Below are 18984 nucleotides of genomic sequence, written 5' to 3'. Positions count from 1 at the left end.
TAGAACGGAGACAACATGAGATTCGGAACCACACACTCGCGGCACGCGGGAGCCTCGCTCCTGTGCGCGCTATCGCTCGCCATCGGGGTGCCGGCGGCGCAGGCGGCCGATGCCTTTCCGAGCCGGCCGGTGCGGCTGGTCGTGCCGTATCCGCCCGGCGGCGGCAACGACGTGCTGGCCCGCATCGTCGCGCCCAAGCTGGCGGAGGAACTGAAGCAGCAGGTCTACATCGACAACCGTGGCGGCGCCGGCGGCACGATCGGCACCACCTACGCCGCGCAGGCGACGCCGGACGGCTACACGATCCTGATCATCAATACCCTGCCGCACACCTCGGCCGCCGGGCTGTATCCCTCGCTGCCTTATGATCCCATCAAGAGCTTCGTGTCGATCGGCGAAATCGCCACGGTCTCCTACATGCTGGCGGTGAATCCGAAGCTGCCGGTGCATACCGTCAAGGAGTTCGTCGACCTGGCGAACGCCAAGCCGGGAGCCATCAACTATGGCTCGGCCGGCAACGGCAGCGCCACGCATCTGGCGGCGGAACTCTTCAAGTCGGTGACGAAGGCGTCGATCACGCATGTCCCGTACAAGGGCGGCGGCCAGTCGCTGACCGACCTGATGGCCGGCCAGGTGCAGGCCACCTTCGAGAACGTGGCGGCGCTGGTGCCGTTCGTCACGCCCGGTACGCTGCGGGGCGTGGCGATCACCGGTCCGAAGCGGACGGCGCTGTTTCCCGCGCTGCCGACGGTGGCGGAGTCGGGCTATCCGGGCTTCGACGTGTCGGGCAAGTTCGGCCTGGTCGCGCCCGCGGGGACCCCGGCGAGCGTGATCGCGGTCCTGAACAAGGCGCTCAACCGGGCGCTGGCCGATCCCGAGCTGATCAAGAAGCTCGCCGCGCAGGGTGCCGAAGCGGCGCCGAGCACCGCGCCGGCGTATGACGAACTGATAAAGAAGGAGTCCGCCCTGTGGCTCAAGGTGGTGCGCGACACGCACATCAAGAGCGACTGACCATGCCGCGCCGGGTCCGCCCCGGCGGCGCGGCGCAAAACCAGAAAAGGAGACAAGGCTCGTGAGCATTCTGATCGAAGAGATGCGCGGCGCATCGCTGGTACTCACGCTGAACCGGCCGGAGGCGCTCAACGCGCTGTCGTCGGAACTGGTGCAGGCGCTGCGCGACGCGGTGGGCCGCGCCACGTCCATGCCCGAGGCGCGCACGGTCATCCTGACCGGCGCCGGGCGCGCCTTTTCCGCCGGCACCGATCTCAAGCAGCGCCAGACGCTGTCCCGTGAGCAGAAGGCGGCCCAGAGCCAGCTTCTGCTCACGCTTTCCGAAGAACTCTGGGACTTGCCCATGCCGGTGATTGCCGCCGTCGGCGGCTGGTGCCTGGGCGGCGGCGCCGAGCTGGCGCTGGCGTGCGACCTGCGCGTGGCGGCGGACAATGCCACGTTCGGCTTTCCCGAGATGACGCTGGGCGCCTATCCCGGCAGCGGCGGGCCGGTGACGCTCAGCCGCATCGTCGGCGTGACCCGCGCCAAGGACCTGCTGTTTACCGCGCGCCGGTTCGGCGCCGAGGACGCGCACCGGTTCGGCATGGTCGATCGCGTCGTGCCGGCGGAACACCTGCTTGACGAGGCGCTGAACTGGGCGCGGGAGATGGAGGCGACCGCGCCCCTGGCGCTGGCGGCGCTCAAGCGTTCGCTGAACGAAGGGGCCAGCCTGTCGCTGCGCGAAGCGGGGGCGCTGGACCAGCGCCTGCGCCGCCCGCTGGATGCCACGCAGGACAACGAAGAAGGCATGCGCGCGCACTTCGAGAAACGGCGCCCGGTGTTTCGAGGCAGATGATGTCCCTTCCCGATTCTTCTTCGCCGGGCGCCGGCAAGGCGCTGCGGGGCCTGCGGGTGCTCGAGTTCTCCGCCGGTTCGGTCGCCGGCCAGTATGGCGGGCAGTGCCTGGGCGACCTGGGCGCCGACGTGGTCCGCGTGGACGGTGCGTGGACGGCGGGCGCGGCCTGCCACGCGGCCTTCAACCGCAACAAGCGATCGCTGTCGGCGGACCCGCACACCGGCGAGGGGCGCGAACTGCTGCGCCGTCTGTGCGGCCGCGCCGACGTGCTGATCGACGCGCTGCCCGCGGCCACGCTCGACGGGCTGGGCCTTGGCTGGCCCGAGCTGTCGCGCGCCGCGCCGCGGCTGGTGTATGCGCGCGTGGTGCCGGCGGTGATGCCCGCTGGCCCCGCGCCGCAGGACGCCGCCGATCTGCTGGCCGAAGCCGCCGGGGGCTACATGGGCATCACCGGCGGGCGGGACGGCGCGCCCAGCCGCCTTGGCACCTCGGCCCTGGAGGCCCTGGCCGGCGTCAACTGCCAGTCGGCCATCCTTGCCGCGCTGTTCCAGCGCGCCGCGACGGGGCTGGGCCAGCATGTCTCGACGAGCGTGCTCGAATCGGAAATCGCCTTTCTGGCCAACGCCGCCGTGGAATGCCTGCTGGGCGGGCCGCAGCCCGCGCGCTGGGGATCGGAGCACGCGCAGCAGGTCCCCTACAAGGCCTTTCGCACGGCTGACGGGTGGATCGTCGTGGCGGCCGGCTTCCAGAACCTGTACGCGGCGTTCGTGCAGGAGCTCGGCCGCCCGGACCTCGCTGCCGATGCCCGCTTCGCCACCATGTCCGGGCGGGTGCAGAACCGCGCCGCGTTATATGCCGCCCTGGATGCGGAAACGGCGCGCCACGGCACCGGCGACCTCCTGCGCCGGCTGGAGCGCTCGGGCGTGCCGTGCGCGCCGGTCAACGACCTGGCGCAGGTCTTTGCACACCGGCAGGTGCGCCATCGCGGCATGCGCGTCGACCTGCCGGGCGGGCGGCCCGGCGCGCGCGCCGTGCTCGGCCCTCCCGCCAGGTACTCCGCCTTTGCCGTCGCCGAGGACTGGAAGGCGCCGCCCGCGGCCGGCGAGCACACCGAGAGCGTATTGCAGGACTGGCTCGCGCCCGCGGACCAGGTGGCACCCCTAGTTCCCTAAACCCTGAACCATGCCAACCCCGGAGACCTTCTTCATGGAACTCGAATACTTTCAATCGCCGTCGGGCAAGATCGAAGACGTCGTCGTCGGAACCACCGTCGTCTTCACCAAGACCGTGTCCGAGTCCGACGTCTATCTGTACGCGGGCATCACCGGCGACTTCTCGCCCAACCACGTGGACGAGGAATACATGCGCAAGGGCGGGTATGGCACGCGCATCGCCCACGGCACGCTGCTCATGGGCTTCATGTCGACGGCGTCGGCCAGGCTGCGCATAGGGCGCACCGTGTCGCTCGGCTACGACAAGGTGCGCTTCCTGGACGGCGTCAGGTTCGGCGACACCGTCACCACGCGCTATGTCGTGGACAGCGTGGACCCGGCCAGCCGCCGCATCACCGCCAAGGTGGAATGCCTGAACCAGCATGGCAAGGTCGTGGCCGTGGCGACCCACATCAAGGCCTTCGTCGATTGAGTCGCCCGATGCATGACAAGCCCAAGCCCTATGCCGGGCTGAAGGTGCTCGACTTCACCCGCGTGCTCGCCGGACCCTACTGCACCATGCTGCTGGGCGACCTGGGTGCGGACGTGGTCAAGGTCGAGCTGCCCGGCACCGGCGATCCGCTGCGTCTCCAGGGCCCGCCTTTCCACGCGGGCAATGGCCTGACGTTCCTGGCGTGCAACCGCAACAAGCGCTCGCTCACGCTGGACCTGAAGTCGGCCGAAGGCGTCGCCCTGGCGCGCCGCCTCGCCGGCCGGGCGGACGTGCTGGTCGAGAACTTCCGGCCCGGCGTGATGGCGCGCCTGGGGCTCGACTACGAGAGCCTGTCGGGCGCCGCGCCGCGGCTGATCCACGCCTCCATTTCGGGATACGGCTCGGAGGGGCCGGACAGCCGCAGCGGCGCCTTCGACCTGACCATCCAGGCGCTGGGCGGCTACATGAGCCTGACCGGCGACGAGGATGCCGGCCCGATCAAGCTCGGCACCTCGGCGATCGACCTCGCCGCCGGCATGCACTGCCAGGCCGCGATCGCGGCGGCGCTGCTGCAGCGGCTGGCGACCGGCATGGGCCAGCGCGTGGAGACCAGCCTGCTGGAAAGCCAGGTGGCGCTCCTGCTCGACACCGCCGTGGATCATTTCCATACCGGGCAGGTGCCCGGGCGCCGGGGCGCGGCCAGCACGCGCGCCGCGCCGCGCAAGGCGTTTCGCACGCGCGACGACCGGTGGCTGGTGATCGACGCCGCGCGCGAAGACCACTTCATGGCGCTCGTGTCGGCCATCGGCCGGCCCAGCCTGCAACGCGACCCGCGCTTCTCGTCGGCCGCGGCGCGCGTCGCCCGCCAGGCGGAGCTCTATGCCTTGCTCGATGCGCGCATCGCGGAGTTCGACTTCGCGGCGCTGGCCATCGGGCTGCGCGAGGCCGGCGTGCCGCACGCGCTGGTGCACAGCATCGAGGAGGCGCTGGCGCACTGCCGCGACACCCACCGGGACATGGTGGCCGGCTCGGCGGGCCCCGCGGGCGGCGTGACGCCGCAGATCGCATCGGCAGTCACCTATTCGGCCTTCGACGTCGGCGCCGGCTGGACCGCGCCGCCGGCGGTCGGGCAGCACAGCGCCGACGTGCTGGCCGAATGGCTGGCCCTGTCCGCGGACGACATCGCGGGCCTGCGCCGGCGCGGCGTCATATGAGCCGGCCGGCGGCGCTACCCGCGATGCTATGATCCGGAAGCCCGCCGGGGCCCGGCGCCCGACCCGGCGGATGCGGGCCTTCGCGGCGCCGCGGGCCGAGCCGGCGTCGTCGTCGTGAAGGCAGCCCCGCATTGGGGGGGAGGACCGGAGTGCCACGCGGTGCCGCACCGGATGACATGGAGGAACTGAGGGCTTTACGCAAGGCTTGGTAAGCGCCCTATGGTCGAACGATGAGCTGGCAACTACCTTCACTGACCGCCTTGCGCACCTTCGAGGCGGCCGCGCGCCACCTGAGCTTCACCCGGGCCGCGCAGGAACTGAATCTCACGCAGAGCGCCGTCAGCCGGCAGATCCGGCAGACCGAGGAATACCTGGGCCTGATGCTGTTCCAGCGGGTCAAGAAGCGCCTGGTCCTGACCGAAGCGGGGCAGAGCTACGTGGAGGACATCCGCGCCTCGCTCGAGCAGATGCAGACCGCCACGGTCAACCTGCTGGCGCACAAGGGCAAGGGCGGCATCATCCGGCTGGCGACGCCGCCCGCGTTCTGCACCCGGTGGCTGATCCCGCGGCTGGCGGAATTCTCCACGCGGTTCCCCAACATATTCGTCGACCTCTCCACGCGCGCCAAGCCCTTCGATTTCCAGTCCGAGCCCTTCGATGCCGCGATCTACTACGGCGCCAACGACTGGCCGGGCGCGGTGGTGACGGAGAAGCTGGTGGGCGAGGAACTGCTGGTGGTGTGTTCCCAGAGCTACTACCAGGCCAACCGGGAGAACCTGCTGTCCATCGACCACTTCGGACGCCATGTGCTGCTGCAGCAGACCAGCCGCCAGACCTGCTGGCCCGAGTGGATGCAGAGCCGTGGCGTGCACGGCGTCAACGGCCTTGCCGGGCCGCGCTTCGAGCATCTCTACATGGTGCTGCAGGCGGCGGTGGCCGGGCTGGGCCTCGGGCTGCTGCCGCGCATCCTGATCGAGGACGAGGTGGCGACCGGCCGCCTGGTGGCGCCGTTCCCCGGCACGTTCACCAGCGAGGACGCCTATTGCCTGGTATTTCCGGAGGCAAAGAAGAACGAGTCGAGGCTCGAACTGTTCCGTTCCTGGATCCACGAAGAGGCGCGCCGGCAGACGGTCCGCGACGTCCGCGACGCCGGCGCCGGCGCCGCGCAGCAGGCCTGAATCCTTCCCCCGCGCCGGCCGGCGCGTGGCAGCCTCCGCCATCGACGATAGCCGGCCCGCCCGCCATCCGCCCCCGGACCCCGCCGGCCGCCGCGCCGTTTCGAGGCCCGGCGCTGAGACACGGCGCTTGACGCACGGCACGCGCCCTGCCTGGCGCTCGCCCCTTCCGCACGCATGACCTGACAACTTTTTATCGCTTTCTACCCTCGCGGCACCGTGACACAGTGGTGTCGCCACCACGGTGGAAACCATAAAAAAAGGAGACATCCATGCTGCAGAAGTTCATGGCTTCGATGGTCATGCTGAGCGCCGCGGTATTCGCCACGTCGGCCGTGGCCGAGCCCACCTATCCCGACAAGCCGATCCGGCTCATCGTCCCGCAGCCGCCCGGAGGCGCCAACGACAACCTCGCGCGCATCGTGGGCGACAAGCTCTCGCTCACGATCAGGCAGCCGGTGGTGGTGGACAATCGCCCCGGCGCGGGCATCACGGTCGGCACCTCCATCGCGGCCAAGTCCCCGGCCGACGGCTACACCATGCTGATGGTCAATTCCATCATGTTCTCGGCCAGCCCCAGCCTCTACAAGGGCATTCCCTATGATCCGGTGAGCGACTTCATGCCCGTCGCCAGCCTGGGCGTCGGCTCCTACGCGCTGGTGGTCGCCGACAAATTCCCGGCGCAGAACTTCGCCGAATTCATCAAGCTCATGAAGGCGGACCCGGGCAAGTACAACTATTCCTCCTCCGGCATCGGCAGCACGCCGCACCTGATCACGGAGATGCTCAAGCGGGCCGCCGGCTTCGAGGCCACGCACGTTCCCTACAAGGGGGGCGGCCCCTCCGTCGTCGGGCTGCTGGGCGGCGAAGTGGCCTTCACCGTCGAGAGCACGTCGACGATCGAGCCCCACGTCCGCGCCGGCAAGCTGCGCGTGCTGGCCGTGACCAGCGGGCAGCGCCTGGCGCAGTATCCCAATGTCCCCACCGTGGCCGAGACCGGCATCCCCGGGTTCGAGGTGACGGCGCTCTACAGCCTTGCCGTGCCCAAGGGGACGCCCAGGGCCGCCGTGGACAAGCTGGGCACCGAGGTCGCGCGCATCGTGGCGTCGCCGGAGGTCGGGCGCGCCTTCGACAAGCAGGGCGTGCAGGCGGTGAACCTTCCCGCCGAGCAGGTCCAGGCGCGCATCCGTTCCGAGGTCGACAACTGGTCCAGGATCGTCAAGGAAGCGAAAATCAAGGCCGAGTAGATCGCGCCCATCCCAAGGAGAGAGAAAACCATGCAGAAGACAGACAAGCCGCTGAGCGGCGTACGGGTGCTCGATTTCACCCGCTTTTTCGCCGGGCCCTACTGTGCCCAGTTGCTCGGGGACCTCGGCGCGGACGTGGTCAAGGTGGAGTCCCCCGGCGGCGGCGATCCGCTGCGCGAGCAAGGGCCGCCGTACTTCAAGGACAACGGCATCACCTGGTACGCGACCAACCGCAACAAGCGCTCCATCGTGCTCGACCTGCGCAGCGACGAGGGCCGGCAGACCGCGCGCGCGCTGTGCCTCAAGGCCGATGTCGTGCTGGAGAACTTCCGTCCCGACGTCATGGGACGGATGGGCCTGGACTACGAGACGCTCGCGGCCGCGTCGCCGCGGCTGGTCTATGCGTCGATATCCGGGTTCGGCGCCGACGGCCCGGACGCCGCGCTCGGCGCGTTCGACCTGACCATCCAGGGGGTGGGGGGGTACATGAGCATCACCGGCTCCCGCGAGGGGGCGCCGGTCAAGCTCGGCACGTCCGCGTTCGACATGCTGGCGGGGATGAACTGCCAGACGGCGATCGTCGCCGCCCTGCTGCAGCGCGAGCGCACCGGCCGGGGGCAGCATGTCATGACCAGCCTGCTGGAAAGCGAGGTCGCCTTCCTCGCCAACGCCGCGCTCGAGTACCTGATGACCGGGGAGGAACCCCGCAAGTGGGGTTCCGAACACGCGCAGCAGGTGCCCTACAAAGCGTTCGAGACGCGCGACGGCTGGGCCGTGATCGGCGCGGGCTTCCAGAATTTCTTCGAGTCGTTCGTGAAGATCCTGGGCCGCCCGGAATTGCTGCGGGACGAACGCTACGGCACGATGCCGGCCCGCGTGGTGCACCGCGACGAGCTCTATGCCACGCTCGACGAGGAAGTGCGCAAGTGGGCCACCGACGACATCCTCGCCCGGCTGGAGGAAGCCGGCGTGCCTTGCGCGCCGGTAAACAGCATGAGCCAGGTCTTCGCCAACCGGCAGGTGCGCCACCGGGGCATGCAGCTGACCCTGCGCCATCCGCGCTATGGCGAGGTCCCCACGCTCGGCCCGGCGGTACGCTACAGCGGCTTCGACATCACCGAAGGCTGGACGGCGCCCCCCGAAGTGGGCGAGCACAACGAAGACGTCATGCGGCAATGGCTCGGCTAGGCGCAGCGCGGCCCTCCCGGGGCTGAAGCCGTGCCCGCCGCCGCGGCCCTGCCTGGTCCCGGGCGGGCCGGGGCGCCGGCGCCGCGCGCTGGTGCTACCATGCGCGCAGCTTGCCGGCCCGGGCATGGCGCGCGGGCGGCCAAACACGTCTTTGCAGGAGAGTCCGGATGGATCCCACCGTAGTGATCAGTACCTTCGAGCGCATCGCCACCGACGAAACGATCGAGCTTTCGGTCGACGACGCCGTGGCGGGACTGGCCGCGCTGCTGGCCAGCGAGCCGTTCACGGACGCGGCGCGCGCCCTGCTCGAGAAAGTGGGCGCCACGCTGTACCGGGTCGGGCTGGACGGCTACGAAGACTGAGCGCGCGGGGGCCGGGCGCCCGGCGAAAGGGTCTCGCCCCGGTCCTTTTTGCGCCGCGCGGCAGACTTTTTTCGCAGCTTCGTTGACACCATCCCCGCCGGCCTGTATAAACGCTGGTGCAGGTCTTTCAAGCGGTTACTCCGATGTTATGGATCGTCCCCTCCAAGCGGCGATTCAATTGCTCCATGTTCCTTCCTTGATCGTCGTGCCTGGTGAGCATCAGGCTCATTCAGAACTTTTAAGGTTTAAAGGATATCCAGCATGGAAACCGGTACCGTCAAGTGGTTCAATGATTCCAAGGGCTTCGGCTTCATCACCCCGGACGCAGGCGGCAACGACCTGTTCGCGCACTTCTCCGAAATCCAGGGCAGCGGCTTCAAGTCCCTGCAGGAAGGCCAGAAGGTGCGTTACGTCGCCGGCGTGGGCCAGAAGGGCCCGGCAGCGACCAAGATCGAACCGATCTGATCGCCGCAGCTTCACCCAGCTTCACCGCTGAAAAAAACCCCGCCTGGCGGGGTTTTTTTTATGGCCGCGACGCCCGCCGCCGCCGCAAATAAAAGGCAGGCCGCGCGGGCGATAGGAGTAGAGTGGGGAGCATCGAACCGCGGAGCGCATCATGGATACCAACCCGATTGCCAGCTACAAGGGGTACGACCTGTACCCGCTCGTCTACAAGCATGCGGTGGTGCGCAACTGGCCCGAGCGCAGGCCCGACCGGACCTTCGACGCCGCCGTGGTGATCTGCCGCGAGGGCGGCGAGCCCAGCGGCGGACAGGCCCGCACGTTCCGCCTCGACAGCACCCAGTGGGACAACGTCGGCGCCGCGCGCCGCGGCGTGCTGCGCTATGCCGAGGACATCATCAACGGCGCGGTCCCCGGGCAGTCCGTGGTATCGCTCTGACACCGGCGCGGGGCCGCCGCGCGGGCCGCGGCGATCCCCGGTAACATGGCCGGACCCCCGCAGCGCGGGACGGTCCGCGCCGGCGGCCTGTCCGGCTGTCAAATCCGGCCGCGCGCGCCGCGGCCTTGCGAGCGCATACACCATGAGCAAGGTTGCCGCACCGTCGAACTTCCTGTGTACCCTGCCGGGCGAGGGCAAGGGCATCGCCTATCACGTCGCCGTCAGCTTCGTCGACGCCAGCCGCCCGAACGGCGTGCGCTTCACCAGCTTCGTCGGCGAAGGCCGGCGCTCGTTCGGCGTGCAGGCCAGCGATGACACGGCGCTGGCCGGCGACGTCGCCGGCAGCTCCGAGGCGCTTTGCCGCCTGGCCATCGGCCAGGCCATCCGCGACAACCTCTACGACAAGAGCGGCGAGGGCGACTACGTGCTCGACCCGCAGGCGCAGCCGTGGGACGGCGAACTGCGCCCGGTCGGCTCGCGCGCCGCCGCGGGCGTGCCGCGCATGCGCTTCCCCAGCTAGCCGGACTACTTGCCCTCGTCGGGCACGTTGTAGGTCTGCTGCAGCGATGCGGTGAAGGGCCGGATCTTGTCGAGGCAGGCCTTGCCGTTCTCGCCTTCCATCGTGGAAAGGGTCCAGTTGCAGCCATCGGCATCGGGCGCATGCCAGACCACGTCGCCGAAGCAGGTGCCGGCGCATTCCGCGTGTTTCTGCTGCTCGGCGCGGATCATCGCGCGCAGTTCCGCCTTGTGCTTGATCTGTCTGGCCATCGTTGTCTCCCGTGCCGGCGTTTTCCGGGCAGCATACGCCGTTTGCCGGCGAGGGTGTGCGATTTGTTTGGCGCGCGCGGCAGTGTGGCGGGCCGCGCAAAATCCCACGGTGGACGCGCGCGTTAGCGCCTATGCTGGCAGCAGGAGCGCGCCGCCGGCGGCGCGCCCGACACGTCGGGAGGGGGACCAAATGCGGCGAGACATGTCTTTCGCGGACCGCGTTCTGACGGCGCTGCGGGCCGACAGCCAGGCCATGCTGAGCGATCTCCAGCTGGCCAAGGCGCTTGGCAACGTCGAGGCATCCAAGCTCGGCCACCACCTGCTGTTGCTGCAGGACGCGGGCCTGGTGGCCAAGACGGCCACGTCCGGATGGCGCCTGACCTGGGCTGGGCACGACCGCGCGGAGGCGCGCAGCAACGCCTAGCGCGGCTGCGCGCCGCCCGCGTCATTCTTCCTGGAACGCTTCCTCGCGCTTGGCCTTGATCGACGGCAGCGCCACGATGCACACCAGCACGGCCGCCGCGATCAGCAGGCCCAGCGACAGCGGGCGCGTGACGAACACGGTGAACGCGCCGCGCGACAGCAGCAGCGCGCGGCGGAAGTTCTCTTCCATCATCGGTCCCAGCACGAAGCCCAGCAGCAGCGGCGCCGGCTCGCACTTGAGCTTGATGAACAGGTAGCCGATCACGCCGAAGGCCGCCGCGGTGAACACGTCGAAGGTCTGGTTGTTGACCGAGTACACGCCGATGCAGCAGAACGTCAGGATGGCCGGATACAGGTAGCGGTAGGGCACCTGCAGCAGCTTGACCCAGATGCCGATCAGCGGCAGGTTCAGGATGATGAGCATGAAGTTGCCGATCCACATCGAGGCGATCAGGCCCCAGAACAGCGCGGGGTTGCTGGTCATGACCTGCGGGCCGGGCTGGATGTTGTGGATGGTCATGGCGCCGACCATCAGCGCCATCACGGCGTTGGGCGGGATGCCCAGCGTCAGCAGCGGGATGAAGGAAGTCTGCGCGGCGGCGTTGTTGGCCGACTCGGGGCCGGCCACGCCTTCGATGGCGCCCTTGCCGAATTCGCTCGAATACTTCGAGGTCTTCTTTTCCAGCGAGTAGGCCGCGAACGAGGCCAGCGCCGCGCCGCCGCCGGGCAGGATGCCCAGCATCGAGCCCAGCGCGGTGCCGCGCAATACCGCCGGGATCATGCGGCGGAAATCGGCGCGGCTCGGCCACAGGTTGGTGACGTGGTCGGTGAAGGTCTCGCGGTTTTCCTTCTGTTCGAGGTTGGCGATGATCTCCGCGAAGCCGAACATGCCCATCGCCAGCGCGACGAAGTCCACGCCGTCGGTCAGTTCGGGCACGTCGAACGAGAAGCGCGCGGCGCCGGAGTTGACGTCGGTGCCGACCAGCCCCAGCAGCAGCCCCAGCACGATCATCGACACCGCCTTGGGCAGCGAGCCCGAGGCCAGCACCACGGCGCCGATCAGGCCCAGCACCATCAGCGAGAAGTATTCGGCGGGGCCGAACTTGAAGGCCAGCTCCGACAGCGGCGTGGCGAACGCGGCCAGGATCAGCGTCGACACGCAGCCGGCGAAGAACGAGCCGAGTCCGGCGGTGGCCAGCGCCACCCCCGCCCGCCCGCGCCGCGCCATCTGGTAGCCGTCGATGGTGGTCACCACCGACGACGACTCACCGGGCAGGTTGACCAGGATGGCGGTGGTGGAGCCGCCGTACTGCGCGCCGTAGTAGATGCCGGCGAGCATGATGAGCGCGGCCACCGGCGGCAGCGTGTAGGTCACCGGCAGCAGCATGGCGATGGTGGCCAGCGGGCCGATGCCCGGCAGCACGCCGATCAGCGTGCCGAGCACGCAGCCGAGGAAGCAGTAGCCCACGTTCTGCAGCGTCAGGGCCGTGGAAAACCCAAGGCCCAGATGTTCGATCAGATCCATGACGCCGTCTCCCGGCCTGCATTGTGTGGTGCCACGAGATCGTCCTCGACAGCAGGCGTGCGCAGGTTGCGCGCCTCGGTGGCTCACCAATCACACTAGGCGGATGTGCTTTCATCCGCCTTTCAGCGGGGCCGCTCGCGGGTATTCACCGATGCGCCGCGGCTGGCGCGGCCCGCCCGGCGCCAACGCGTCGGGGCGGCCTTCGCGCGCGGCGCCGGCGTGCCGGCCGCGGCCCGCTACAATGCCGGATTGCCGGCCGCGCGCCGCTTCCACTTCGCCACAGGACGCCCCCATGCCGCTGAGCGCCGAGCAGTTGACCGAATACATGGATTTCGCCGCCAGCCTCGCGCAGGCGGCCGGTGCCGCCAGCCTGCCGTATTTCCGCAGCGCGCCCGCGGTGGAGGACAAGGGCGGCCGGCGCTTCGATCCCGTCACCGAGGCCGACAAGGCCGCCGAGCACGCCATGCGCGCGCTGATCCGGGCGCGCTATCCGCAGCACGGCATCCTCGGCGAGGAAGAGGGGCGCGTGGCCGGCAGCTCGCCGCTGACCTGGGTGCTCGACCCGATCGACGGCACGCGCGCGTTCATCACCGGGCTGCCGCTGTGGGGCACGCTGATCGCGCTCAACGACGGCCAGCGCCCGGTGCTGGGCGTGATGGACCAGCCCTACACGCGCGAGCGTTTCAGCGGTGACGGCCGCAGCGCGTGGCTCAACGGCCAGCCGCTGCGCACGCGCGCCTGCGCGGAGCTCGCGCAGGCCAAGGTGATGTGCACCACGCCCGAGATGTTCGACGACGAGGCCCAGTTCGCGGCCTTCCGGCGCGTGGCCGATGCCGCGCGCATGCAGCGCTACGGCGGCGACTGCTATGCCTATTGCATGGTCGCCGCCGGCCACGTCGACGCGGTGGTCGAGGCCGGCCTCAAGCCGTATGACGTGCAGGCGCTGATTCCCATCGTGCAGGGCGCCGGCGGCGTGATGACGAGCTGGAGCGGCGGCGACGCGCAGCACGGCGGCACCGTGGTGGCCTGCGGCGACGCGCGCCTGCACGGCCAGATCCTGGCGCTGCTCAACGCGCCGGCGTAGGCGCGCGCCGCCTGCCCCGCGGCGGGTGTCGCGGCAGCCGTCACGGCCGGATCACGGTCCGCAGGAAGAGTATGATGCGGACCTCTTTTTTTGCAGCACGGGAAGAAACCAGAAACATGACGTCAAACGCATGCGGCCTCGATTTCGGCACCTCCAATTCCACGGTGGGCTGGGTCCGTCCGGGCCACGCCACGCTGTTGCCGCTGGAAGACGACAAGCTGACGCTGCCGTCGGTGATCTTTTTCCATGCGGAAGACCCGCTGGTCAGCTACGGCCGCGCCGCGCTCGGCGACTATCTGGCCGGCTACGAAGGCCGGCTGATGCGCTCGCTCAAGAGCCTGCTGGGCACCTCGATGATGGAAGACAGCACCGAGGTGATGGGGCAGGCCATGCCGTTCCGCAAGCTGCTCGCCCATTTCATCGGCGAGCTCAAGCAGCGCGCCGAGCGCGCCGCCGGCGCGCGTTTCGAGCGGGTCGTGCTGGGCCGCCCGGTGTTCTTCATCGACGAGGACGAGCAGGCCGACCGGCTCGCCGAGCAGACCCTGCGCGAGATCGCCGCCGACGCCGGCTTCAGGGACATCGAGTTCCAGTTCGAGCCGATCGCCGCGGCGTTCGACTACGAAGCCACCATCGGCCGCGAGGAGCTGGTGCTGGTGGCCGACATCGGCGGCGGCACCTCCGACTTCTCGCTGGTGCGCCTGTCGCCCGAGCGCGCCGGCAAGGCCGACCGGCGCGGCGACATCCTCGCCAACGGCGGCGTGCACATCGGCGGCACCGATTTCGACAAGAGCCTGAGCCTGGCCAGCGTGATGCCGTTCCTCGGCCTGGGCAGCGAGCTGCGCAACGGCAAGGCGATGCCGTCCGGCCAGTACTTCGACCTGGCGAGCTGGCACACCATCAACCAGGTGTACACGCGCAAGGCGTGGTCGCACGTGATGGACAACTACCGCGACGCCGCCGACACGGTCAAGCTCGACCGCCTGATCAGCCTCATCAAGCAGCGCGCCGGCCACTGGCTGGCGATCCAGGTGGAAGCGGCCAAGATCGCGCTGTCCGCCGAGCCGCATGCCGAACTCGACCTGGGCCGCATCGCGCCGGGCGAGACCATGACCATCGGCCGCGCCGACTTCGACCGCGCCATCGGCAAGCTGGTCGGCAAGACCGAGCAGACCGTGCAGGCGCTGCTGCGCGACGCCGGCGTGCGGGCCGGCGACATCGACACCGTGCTGTTTACCGGCGGCTCGAGCAGCGTGCCGCTGCTGCGCGAGCGGCTGTCCGACCTGATCCCGGGCGCGCAGCGCATCGAGGGCGATCTGTTCGGCGGCATCGGCTCGGGGCTGGCGCTGGACGCGCGCCGCAAGTTCGGCTGAGGGCCGGGCCGCGCGAAAAAAGCGCGGCGCGGCGCATGGCGGCGGGCCTCTCCCCGCCGCCATGCCGTCATGCTAATGTGCCGTTTTCGCGCAATCGAAGAGGCAACACATGCAAGCGGCAATCGTCGAAGCCGGCTACGGCTCCGATCCGGTCGGCCTGGTCAGCGGCTTCCGCTTTCCGCCGGGCGAGGCGGGCCAGCCCATCGACTCGGCCAGCGCGTCCGCCTGGCTCAAGTCGCCGCCGCCCGGCGACGAATTCATCTGGCTGCATTTCAACCTCGCCCACAGCGCCTGCGAGCGCTGGCTCAAGGGGCAGATGGAACTGCCCGAAGGGTTTTTCGAGGCGCTGCGCGAAGGCTCGCGCTCCACGCGCATCGAACGCCTGGACACGGCGCTGCTGGCCGTGGTCAACGACGTCATCTATAACTTCGGCGTCACTTCCACCGACATCTCCACGCTGTGGGCCTGCGCCGACCGCCGCCTGCTGGTGACGGCGCGCCTCAAGCCGCTGCGCTCGGTGGACCAGTTGCGCGCCTCGGTCAAGCGCGGCGAGGTGTTCGCCTCGCCGCTGTCGCTGCTGGTGCACCTGCTGCGCGACCAGGCCGACGTGCTGGTGCACATCGTGCGCGAGACCACCGCCAACGTGGATCAGATCGAGGACCGCCTGCTGTCCCAGCGGCTGCAGGGCAACCGCGTGGAGCTGGGCTCGATGCGGCGCGGGCTGGTGCGCCTGCAGCGCCTGCTGGCGCCCGAGCCCGGCGCGCTGTTCCGCCTGCTCAACCGGCCGCCGCCGTGGCTGCGCGAGGAAGACAGCCTGGACCTGCGCGCCTCCACCGAGGAGTTCTCGCTGGTGCTCAACGACCTCACGGCGCTGGTCGAGCGCATCAAGCTGCTGCAGGAAGAGATCGCCGCCACGCTCAACGAGCAGACCAACCGCACGCTGTTCACGCTGACCCTGGTGACGGTGCTGGCGCTGCCGATCAACATCGTGGCCGGCTTCTTCGGCATGAACGTGGGCGGCATCCCGCTGGCCGACCACCCGCACGGCTTCTGGGTGCTGGTGGTGCTGGTGGCCAGCTTCACCGTGCTGGCCGGGCGCTGGGCGTTCCGCAAGCAGGACTCCTGAACGGCGCACCACCGCGGCGCGGCGCGGCCCCGGGGCCACGCCGCGTCGCGAGGCAACCGTTCATGCCGGCGTCATATGGCGATGCTAGCGTGGCACGTTGTTGCGAACAGGAGCGTGCAAATGAGGCCAGAAGAGAGCGATCTGATCCGGCGTATCCACCGCGAGGTGGCCGATCACTACGACGAAGAACTCGAACTGGAGCTGGAGGACCACCACGTCGACACGCTGTTCGGCGAGGGCGGCGGCGGCCTGGACGAGGCGGAGCGCGCCATGCGCCGCCACTACTTCCGCGAGCTGTTCCGCCTGCAGGGCGAGCTGGTCAAGCTGCAGAGCTGGGTGGTGGACACCGGCCACAAGGTCGTGATCCTGTTCGAGGGGCGCGACGCCGCCGGCAAGGGCGGCGTGATCAAGCGCATCACCCAGCGGCTCAATCCGCGCGTGGCCCGCGTGGCGGCGCTGCCGGCGCCCAACGACCGCGAGCGCACGCAGTGGTATTTCCAGCGCTACGTCTCGCACCTGCCGGCCGCCGGCGAGATCGTGCTGTTCGACCGTTCCTGGTACAACCGCGCTGGCGTCGAGCACGTGATGGGTTTCTGCAGCGACGACCAGTACGAGGAATTCTTCCGCTCGGTGCCGGAGTTCGAGCGCATGCTGGTGCGCTCGGGCATCCAGGTCATCAAGTACTGGTTCTCGATCTCCGACGAGGAGCAGCACCTGCGCTTCCTCTCGCGCATCCACGACCCGCTCAAGCAGTGGAAGCTCAGCCCGATGGACCTGGAGTCGCGCCGCCGCTGGGAAGACTACACGCGCGCCAAGGAAGTCATGATGGAGCGCACCCACATCGCCGAGGCGCCGTGGTGGGTGGTGCAGGCCGTGGACAAGAAGAAGGCGCGCCTGAACTGCATCCACCACCTGCTGCAGCAGATGCCCTACGTCGAGCGCACGCAGCCGCCGGTGGTGCTGCCGCAGCGCGAGCGGCACGAGGACTACTCGCGCCAGCCGGTGCCGCAGGAAATGATCGTTCCGGAGATTTACTGAGCCGGCGACGGGCGACGGGCGAAGGACGCCGCCGCCCGGCGCTGCCCGGGCTGTCGACGAAGCCGGCTCACCGCTTGTGTTCTCCCCCGCCCGCCGTGCAATGCGGCTCCGCGAAGCGCGGCAAGACGGGTTCCCGACGATGACCGTCCTTTCCGCGCGCCGCCCGGCGCCGCGCGGCCCCCCGGGCCACGCCGCCGATGGCAATATACCGGCGGCCGGCGGCCGACCGACCCCGCGGCGCCGCGCGGGCATCCCATGTCGAACTAAAGCTCCCCGCCGCGGCTGCCGATATTTGTCTTGATTTGTATTGGCCAATGCATGCGCCGGCTGCCGCCGGCCGCCGCTTATCCCCGAAACGGAGCAAGAAGAACATGTCGGACACCAGAATCCGCCCGCGCGCCAGCGTCCTCGCATCCCTCCTGGCCGCCGCCGCGCTGGCCGCCTGCGGCGGCGGAGGGGACAGCGCCCCGGCCCCCCAGACCACCAGCGGCCCGGTGGTGCCCCCGGTGGTCGCTGCGCCGGCCCCGACCATGCCGGCGCTGGCGCCCGCGTGCGCCGGCACCGAATGCGGCGCGGCCGACGGCAGCAACTACAGCGGCAGCGGCACGGGCGTCTGGTCGGCCTCCAACACGGCCGGCGTCGCGCTCGACCTGCCGGTCTCCATCGGCGGCGTGAACGGCAAGCCGGTCACGCTGCTCTACACCAACGGCGCCACCGCGCAGGCCATGCCGGCGCTGTCGCTGTCGGTGATCCAGCCGGTGGTGGGCAGCCTGTCGGTGCAGTCCGCGCAGGCCGCGCCGTCGGCGCGCGACGAGCAGACCATGCGCGACATCGGCGAGTTCAACCGCACGGGCTGGGCCGCGCTGGCCGGCGCCAAGCATCCTGCCAGCCAGTCGGAGATGGCCGCGCCGCCGCCGCACGCCTCCGTGGTCAGCGACGTCAAGAGCTGGTACCACACCGACGGCACGTCGCGCTCGGCCACGCTCGAGCGGCAGGTCAGCGCGCCGGACGGCACCGTGGTCAACTTCTGGGTGGAAACCACCGAGTGGACACAGTCCGGCAGCAAGGTCAGCGACACCATCCTCGATGCGCTCGCCAGCGGCTTTGCCGGCTCCGGCGGCATCTATTCGATGCTGACCTCGGTCGGCGGCCCGCTGTGGGGACCGCACAGCTACAGCAACCTGATTGCCGGCACCGGCCAGCCCGTCGACATCGTCATCCTGAACTTCGACAACAATGCCACGCCGTTCGGCACGGTCGGGTATTTCTGGGGCGTGCACAATCTGCTGAAGACGTCGGATGCGCGCAGCAACGAGTCGCTGTCGCTCTATCTCGATTCCGAGACGCTCTACCTGGGCGGCACCGAGGGCATGAAGTCGATGAAGATGACGATGGCGCACGAAGGCATGCACATGCAGAACTTCTACCGCCGCGGCGTCAAGGCCGGCTCGCAGTACGCGTTCCAGACCTGGCTTGAGGAAATGTCCGCGATGATGATGGAAGACTTCGCCAGCCATACCATCGACCCGAGCTACAACGCGATCCGCGACGTGCGCTTTCGCGACTACCTGGGCTACGGCAACGGCAACTTCAATTGCAACATCCTGAATTTCACCGGCTTCGGCCCGACCTGCGAAAGCTATTCGGTGTCGGGCAGCTTCGGCGGCTTCCTCGACCGCCAGCTCGGGCTGGCCTTTTACAAGGACCTGCTCGCGCGCACCACCAGCACCGACTCGAAGACCGTGCTCGACCAGGCCATCAAGGCCGCGCGCGCCGATTCCGGCTTCGAGCAGGAACTGCAGCGCTGGAGCGTGACCAGCAACGCGCTGATGCCGGCCGTCTCCTCGCCCGCGCGCTACGGTTATCCCGAGCGGATCGACGGCGGCTTCACGCTGCCGGTGATCGATCCGTCGCTGTATGGCGCGATCCGCAAGCTGCCGAGCTCGGTGGCCGCCACGCTGCAGCCGTATGGCAGCTTCCCGGTGGTGCGCGGCGGCACCGGCGCCACCTTCAGCGAGACCGTGCGCGTGCCGGCCGGCTCGACCCTGTCGGTGGTGGTGTACTGAGCGGGCG

20 protein-coding genes are annotated in these 18984 nt (G+C 69.5%); 18 read left to right on the top strand and 2 right to left on the bottom strand.

Annotation, left to right across the window (positions count from 1 at the left end):
* Positions 1-15 precede the first annotated feature (15 nt).
* From AC3WXD_RS15920 to AC3WXD_RS15865, 12 genes are all read left to right on the top strand, one after another.
* Positions 16-1011: a Bug family tripartite tricarboxylate transporter substrate binding protein gene (locus AC3WXD_RS15920; protein WP_020202075.1), complete on the top strand. Its 996-nt coding sequence runs from the start codon at positions 16-18 to the stop codon at positions 1009-1011.
* Positions 1012-1072: 61 nt separating this feature from the next.
* Entirely contained in the window at positions 1073-1846 is a 774-nt protein-coding gene (locus AC3WXD_RS15915) for an enoyl-CoA hydratase/isomerase family protein (RefSeq protein WP_020202074.1), read from the top strand.
* Entirely contained in the window at positions 1843-3018 is a 1176-nt protein-coding gene (locus AC3WXD_RS15910; protein ID WP_492324147.1) for a CaiB/BaiF CoA transferase family protein, read from the top strand. The genes AC3WXD_RS15915 and AC3WXD_RS15910 overlap by 4 nt, the downstream gene beginning before the upstream one ends.
* A 34-nt stretch (positions 3019-3052) precedes the next feature.
* Complete coding sequence (locus AC3WXD_RS15905) at positions 3053-3490, top strand: MaoC family dehydratase (protein ID WP_059410672.1); 438 nt, start codon at positions 3053-3055, stop codon at positions 3488-3490.
* Positions 3491-3498: 8 nt separating this feature from the next.
* Entirely contained in the window at positions 3499-4704 is a 1206-nt protein-coding gene (locus AC3WXD_RS15900; RefSeq protein ID WP_492324146.1) for a CaiB/BaiF CoA transferase family protein, read from the top strand.
* Positions 4705-4934: 230 nt separating this feature from the next.
* Positions 4935-5882 carry a transcriptional regulator GcvA gene (gene gcvA / locus AC3WXD_RS15895; RefSeq protein ID WP_043365935.1) on the top strand — a complete coding sequence of 316 codons (948 nt, stop codon included), beginning with the start codon at positions 4935-4937 and terminating at the stop codon, positions 5880-5882.
* 269 nt (positions 5883-6151) lie between these two features.
* Positions 6152-7126: a Bug family tripartite tricarboxylate transporter substrate binding protein gene (locus AC3WXD_RS15890; protein WP_020202069.1), complete on the top strand. Its 975-nt coding sequence runs from the start codon at positions 6152-6154 to the stop codon at positions 7124-7126.
* A 30-nt stretch (positions 7127-7156) separates the two neighbouring features.
* Complete coding sequence (locus AC3WXD_RS15885) at positions 7157-8314, top strand: CaiB/BaiF CoA transferase family protein (RefSeq protein ID WP_020202068.1); 1158 nt, start codon at positions 7157-7159, stop codon at positions 8312-8314.
* A 167-nt stretch (positions 8315-8481) separates the two neighbouring features.
* Positions 8482-8676, top strand: coding sequence for a hypothetical protein (locus AC3WXD_RS15880; RefSeq protein ID WP_492324145.1), 195 nt, complete (start codon positions 8482-8484; stop codon positions 8674-8676).
* A 261-nt stretch (positions 8677-8937) separates the two neighbouring features.
* Positions 8938-9141: a cold-shock protein gene (locus tag AC3WXD_RS15875; protein WP_020202065.1), complete on the top strand. Its 204-nt coding sequence runs from the start codon at positions 8938-8940 to the stop codon at positions 9139-9141.
* A gap of 151 nt (positions 9142-9292) precedes the next feature.
* The gene (locus AC3WXD_RS15870; RefSeq protein ID WP_020202064.1) at positions 9293-9577 is read left to right on the top strand and encodes a hypothetical protein; all 285 of its coding nucleotides are present in this window, start codon (positions 9293-9295) and stop codon (positions 9575-9577) included.
* Positions 9578-9719: 142 nt separating this feature from the next.
* Positions 9720-10097, top strand: a complete 378-nt coding sequence (locus AC3WXD_RS15865) for a hypothetical protein (protein WP_020202063.1) — start codon at positions 9720-9722, stop codon at positions 10095-10097.
* A gap of 5 nt (positions 10098-10102) precedes the next feature.
* Here the strand turns inward: AC3WXD_RS15865 and AC3WXD_RS15860 are convergent, their stop codons facing one another.
* Complete coding sequence (locus AC3WXD_RS15860) at positions 10103-10345, bottom strand: hypothetical protein (RefSeq protein ID WP_020202062.1); 243 nt, start codon at positions 10343-10345, stop codon at positions 10103-10105.
* A 202-nt stretch (positions 10346-10547) separates the two neighbouring features.
* Between AC3WXD_RS15860 and AC3WXD_RS15855 the strand changes: the two genes are divergently transcribed.
* Entirely contained in the window at positions 10548-10769 is a 222-nt protein-coding gene (locus tag AC3WXD_RS15855; RefSeq protein ID WP_020202061.1) for a hypothetical protein, read from the top strand.
* 21 nt (positions 10770-10790) lie between these two features.
* Here the strand turns inward: AC3WXD_RS15855 and AC3WXD_RS15850 are convergent, their stop codons facing one another.
* Positions 10791-12293, bottom strand: coding sequence for a tripartite tricarboxylate transporter permease (locus tag AC3WXD_RS15850; protein ID WP_492324144.1), 1503 nt, complete (start codon positions 12291-12293; stop codon positions 10791-10793).
* Positions 12294-12585: 292 nt separating this feature from the next.
* Here AC3WXD_RS15850 and hisN point away from each other — a divergent pair, with 292 nt between their 5' ends.
* From hisN to AC3WXD_RS15825, 5 genes are all read left to right on the top strand, one after another.
* Positions 12586-13377, top strand: coding sequence for a histidinol-phosphatase (gene hisN / locus AC3WXD_RS15845; protein ID WP_492324143.1), 792 nt, complete (start codon positions 12586-12588; stop codon positions 13375-13377).
* A gap of 116 nt (positions 13378-13493) precedes the next feature.
* A complete protein-coding gene (locus AC3WXD_RS15840; RefSeq protein ID WP_020205723.1) occupies positions 13494-14747 on the top strand; it encodes an Hsp70 family protein in 1254 nt (417 codons plus the stop codon).
* A gap of 109 nt (positions 14748-14856) precedes the next feature.
* On the top strand, positions 14857-15873 hold the full coding sequence (locus tag AC3WXD_RS15835; RefSeq protein ID WP_020205722.1) for a transporter: 1017 nt from the start codon (positions 14857-14859) through the stop codon (positions 15871-15873).
* A 120-nt stretch (positions 15874-15993) separates the two neighbouring features.
* Positions 15994-16911, top strand: coding sequence for a polyphosphate kinase 2 (ppk2, locus tag AC3WXD_RS15830; RefSeq protein WP_020205721.1), 918 nt, complete (start codon positions 15994-15996; stop codon positions 16909-16911).
* Positions 16912-17282: 371 nt separating this feature from the next.
* Positions 17283-18977: a M30 family zinc metallopeptidase gene (locus AC3WXD_RS15825; protein WP_492324142.1), complete on the top strand. Its 1695-nt coding sequence runs from the start codon at positions 17283-17285 to the stop codon at positions 18975-18977.
* The last annotated feature ends 7 nt before the right edge of the window (positions 18978-18984 follow it).

Source organism: Cupriavidus sp. FW216-B1 (assembly GCF_058789195.1).
This window is presented reverse-complemented; position numbering and strand designations above follow the sequence as displayed.

What these genes read in the sequence shown, in the direction of transcription:
- AC3WXD_RS15870 (WP_020202064.1), top strand. Translation starts at nt 9,293, where the DNA reads ATGGATACCAACCCGATTGCCAGCTACAAGGGGTACGACCTGTACCCG.
- AC3WXD_RS15840 (WP_020205723.1), top strand. Translation starts at nt 13,494, where the DNA reads ATGACGTCAAACGCATGCGGCCTCGATTTCGGCACCTCCAATTCCACG.
- AC3WXD_RS15880 (WP_492324145.1), top strand. Translation starts at nt 8,482, where the DNA reads ATGGATCCCACCGTAGTGATCAGTACCTTCGAGCGCATCGCCACCGAC.
- ppk2 (WP_020205721.1), top strand. Translation starts at nt 15,994, where the DNA reads ATGAGGCCAGAAGAGAGCGATCTGATCCGGCGTATCCACCGCGAGGTG.
- AC3WXD_RS15885 (WP_020202068.1), top strand. Translation starts at nt 7,157, where the DNA reads ATGCAGAAGACAGACAAGCCGCTGAGCGGCGTACGGGTGCTCGATTTC.
- AC3WXD_RS15900 (WP_492324146.1), top strand. Translation starts at nt 3,499, where the DNA reads ATGCATGACAAGCCCAAGCCCTATGCCGGGCTGAAGGTGCTCGACTTC.
- AC3WXD_RS15910 (WP_492324147.1), top strand. Translation starts at nt 1,843, where the DNA reads ATGATGTCCCTTCCCGATTCTTCTTCGCCGGGCGCCGGCAAGGCGCTG.
- AC3WXD_RS15875 (WP_020202065.1), top strand. Translation starts at nt 8,938, where the DNA reads ATGGAAACCGGTACCGTCAAGTGGTTCAATGATTCCAAGGGCTTCGGC.
- AC3WXD_RS15890 (WP_020202069.1), top strand. Translation starts at nt 6,152, where the DNA reads ATGCTGCAGAAGTTCATGGCTTCGATGGTCATGCTGAGCGCCGCGGTA.
- hisN (WP_492324143.1), top strand. Translation starts at nt 12,586, where the DNA reads ATGCCGCTGAGCGCCGAGCAGTTGACCGAATACATGGATTTCGCCGCC.
- AC3WXD_RS15865 (WP_020202063.1), top strand. Translation starts at nt 9,720, where the DNA reads ATGAGCAAGGTTGCCGCACCGTCGAACTTCCTGTGTACCCTGCCGGGC.
- gcvA (WP_043365935.1), top strand. Translation starts at nt 4,935, where the DNA reads ATGAGCTGGCAACTACCTTCACTGACCGCCTTGCGCACCTTCGAGGCG.
- AC3WXD_RS15905 (WP_059410672.1), top strand. Translation starts at nt 3,053, where the DNA reads ATGGAACTCGAATACTTTCAATCGCCGTCGGGCAAGATCGAAGACGTC.
- AC3WXD_RS15850 (WP_492324144.1), bottom strand. Translation starts at nt 12,293, where the DNA reads ATGGATCTGATCGAACATCTGGGCCTTGGGTTTTCCACGGCCCTGACG.
- AC3WXD_RS15835 (WP_020205722.1), top strand. Translation starts at nt 14,857, where the DNA reads ATGCAAGCGGCAATCGTCGAAGCCGGCTACGGCTCCGATCCGGTCGGC.
- AC3WXD_RS15920 (WP_020202075.1), top strand. Translation starts at nt 16, where the DNA reads ATGAGATTCGGAACCACACACTCGCGGCACGCGGGAGCCTCGCTCCTG.
- AC3WXD_RS15855 (WP_020202061.1), top strand. Translation starts at nt 10,548, where the DNA reads ATGTCTTTCGCGGACCGCGTTCTGACGGCGCTGCGGGCCGACAGCCAG.
- AC3WXD_RS15860 (WP_020202062.1), bottom strand. Translation starts at nt 10,345, where the DNA reads ATGGCCAGACAGATCAAGCACAAGGCGGAACTGCGCGCGATGATCCGC.
- AC3WXD_RS15825 (WP_492324142.1), top strand. Translation starts at nt 17,283, where the DNA reads ATGTCGGACACCAGAATCCGCCCGCGCGCCAGCGTCCTCGCATCCCTC.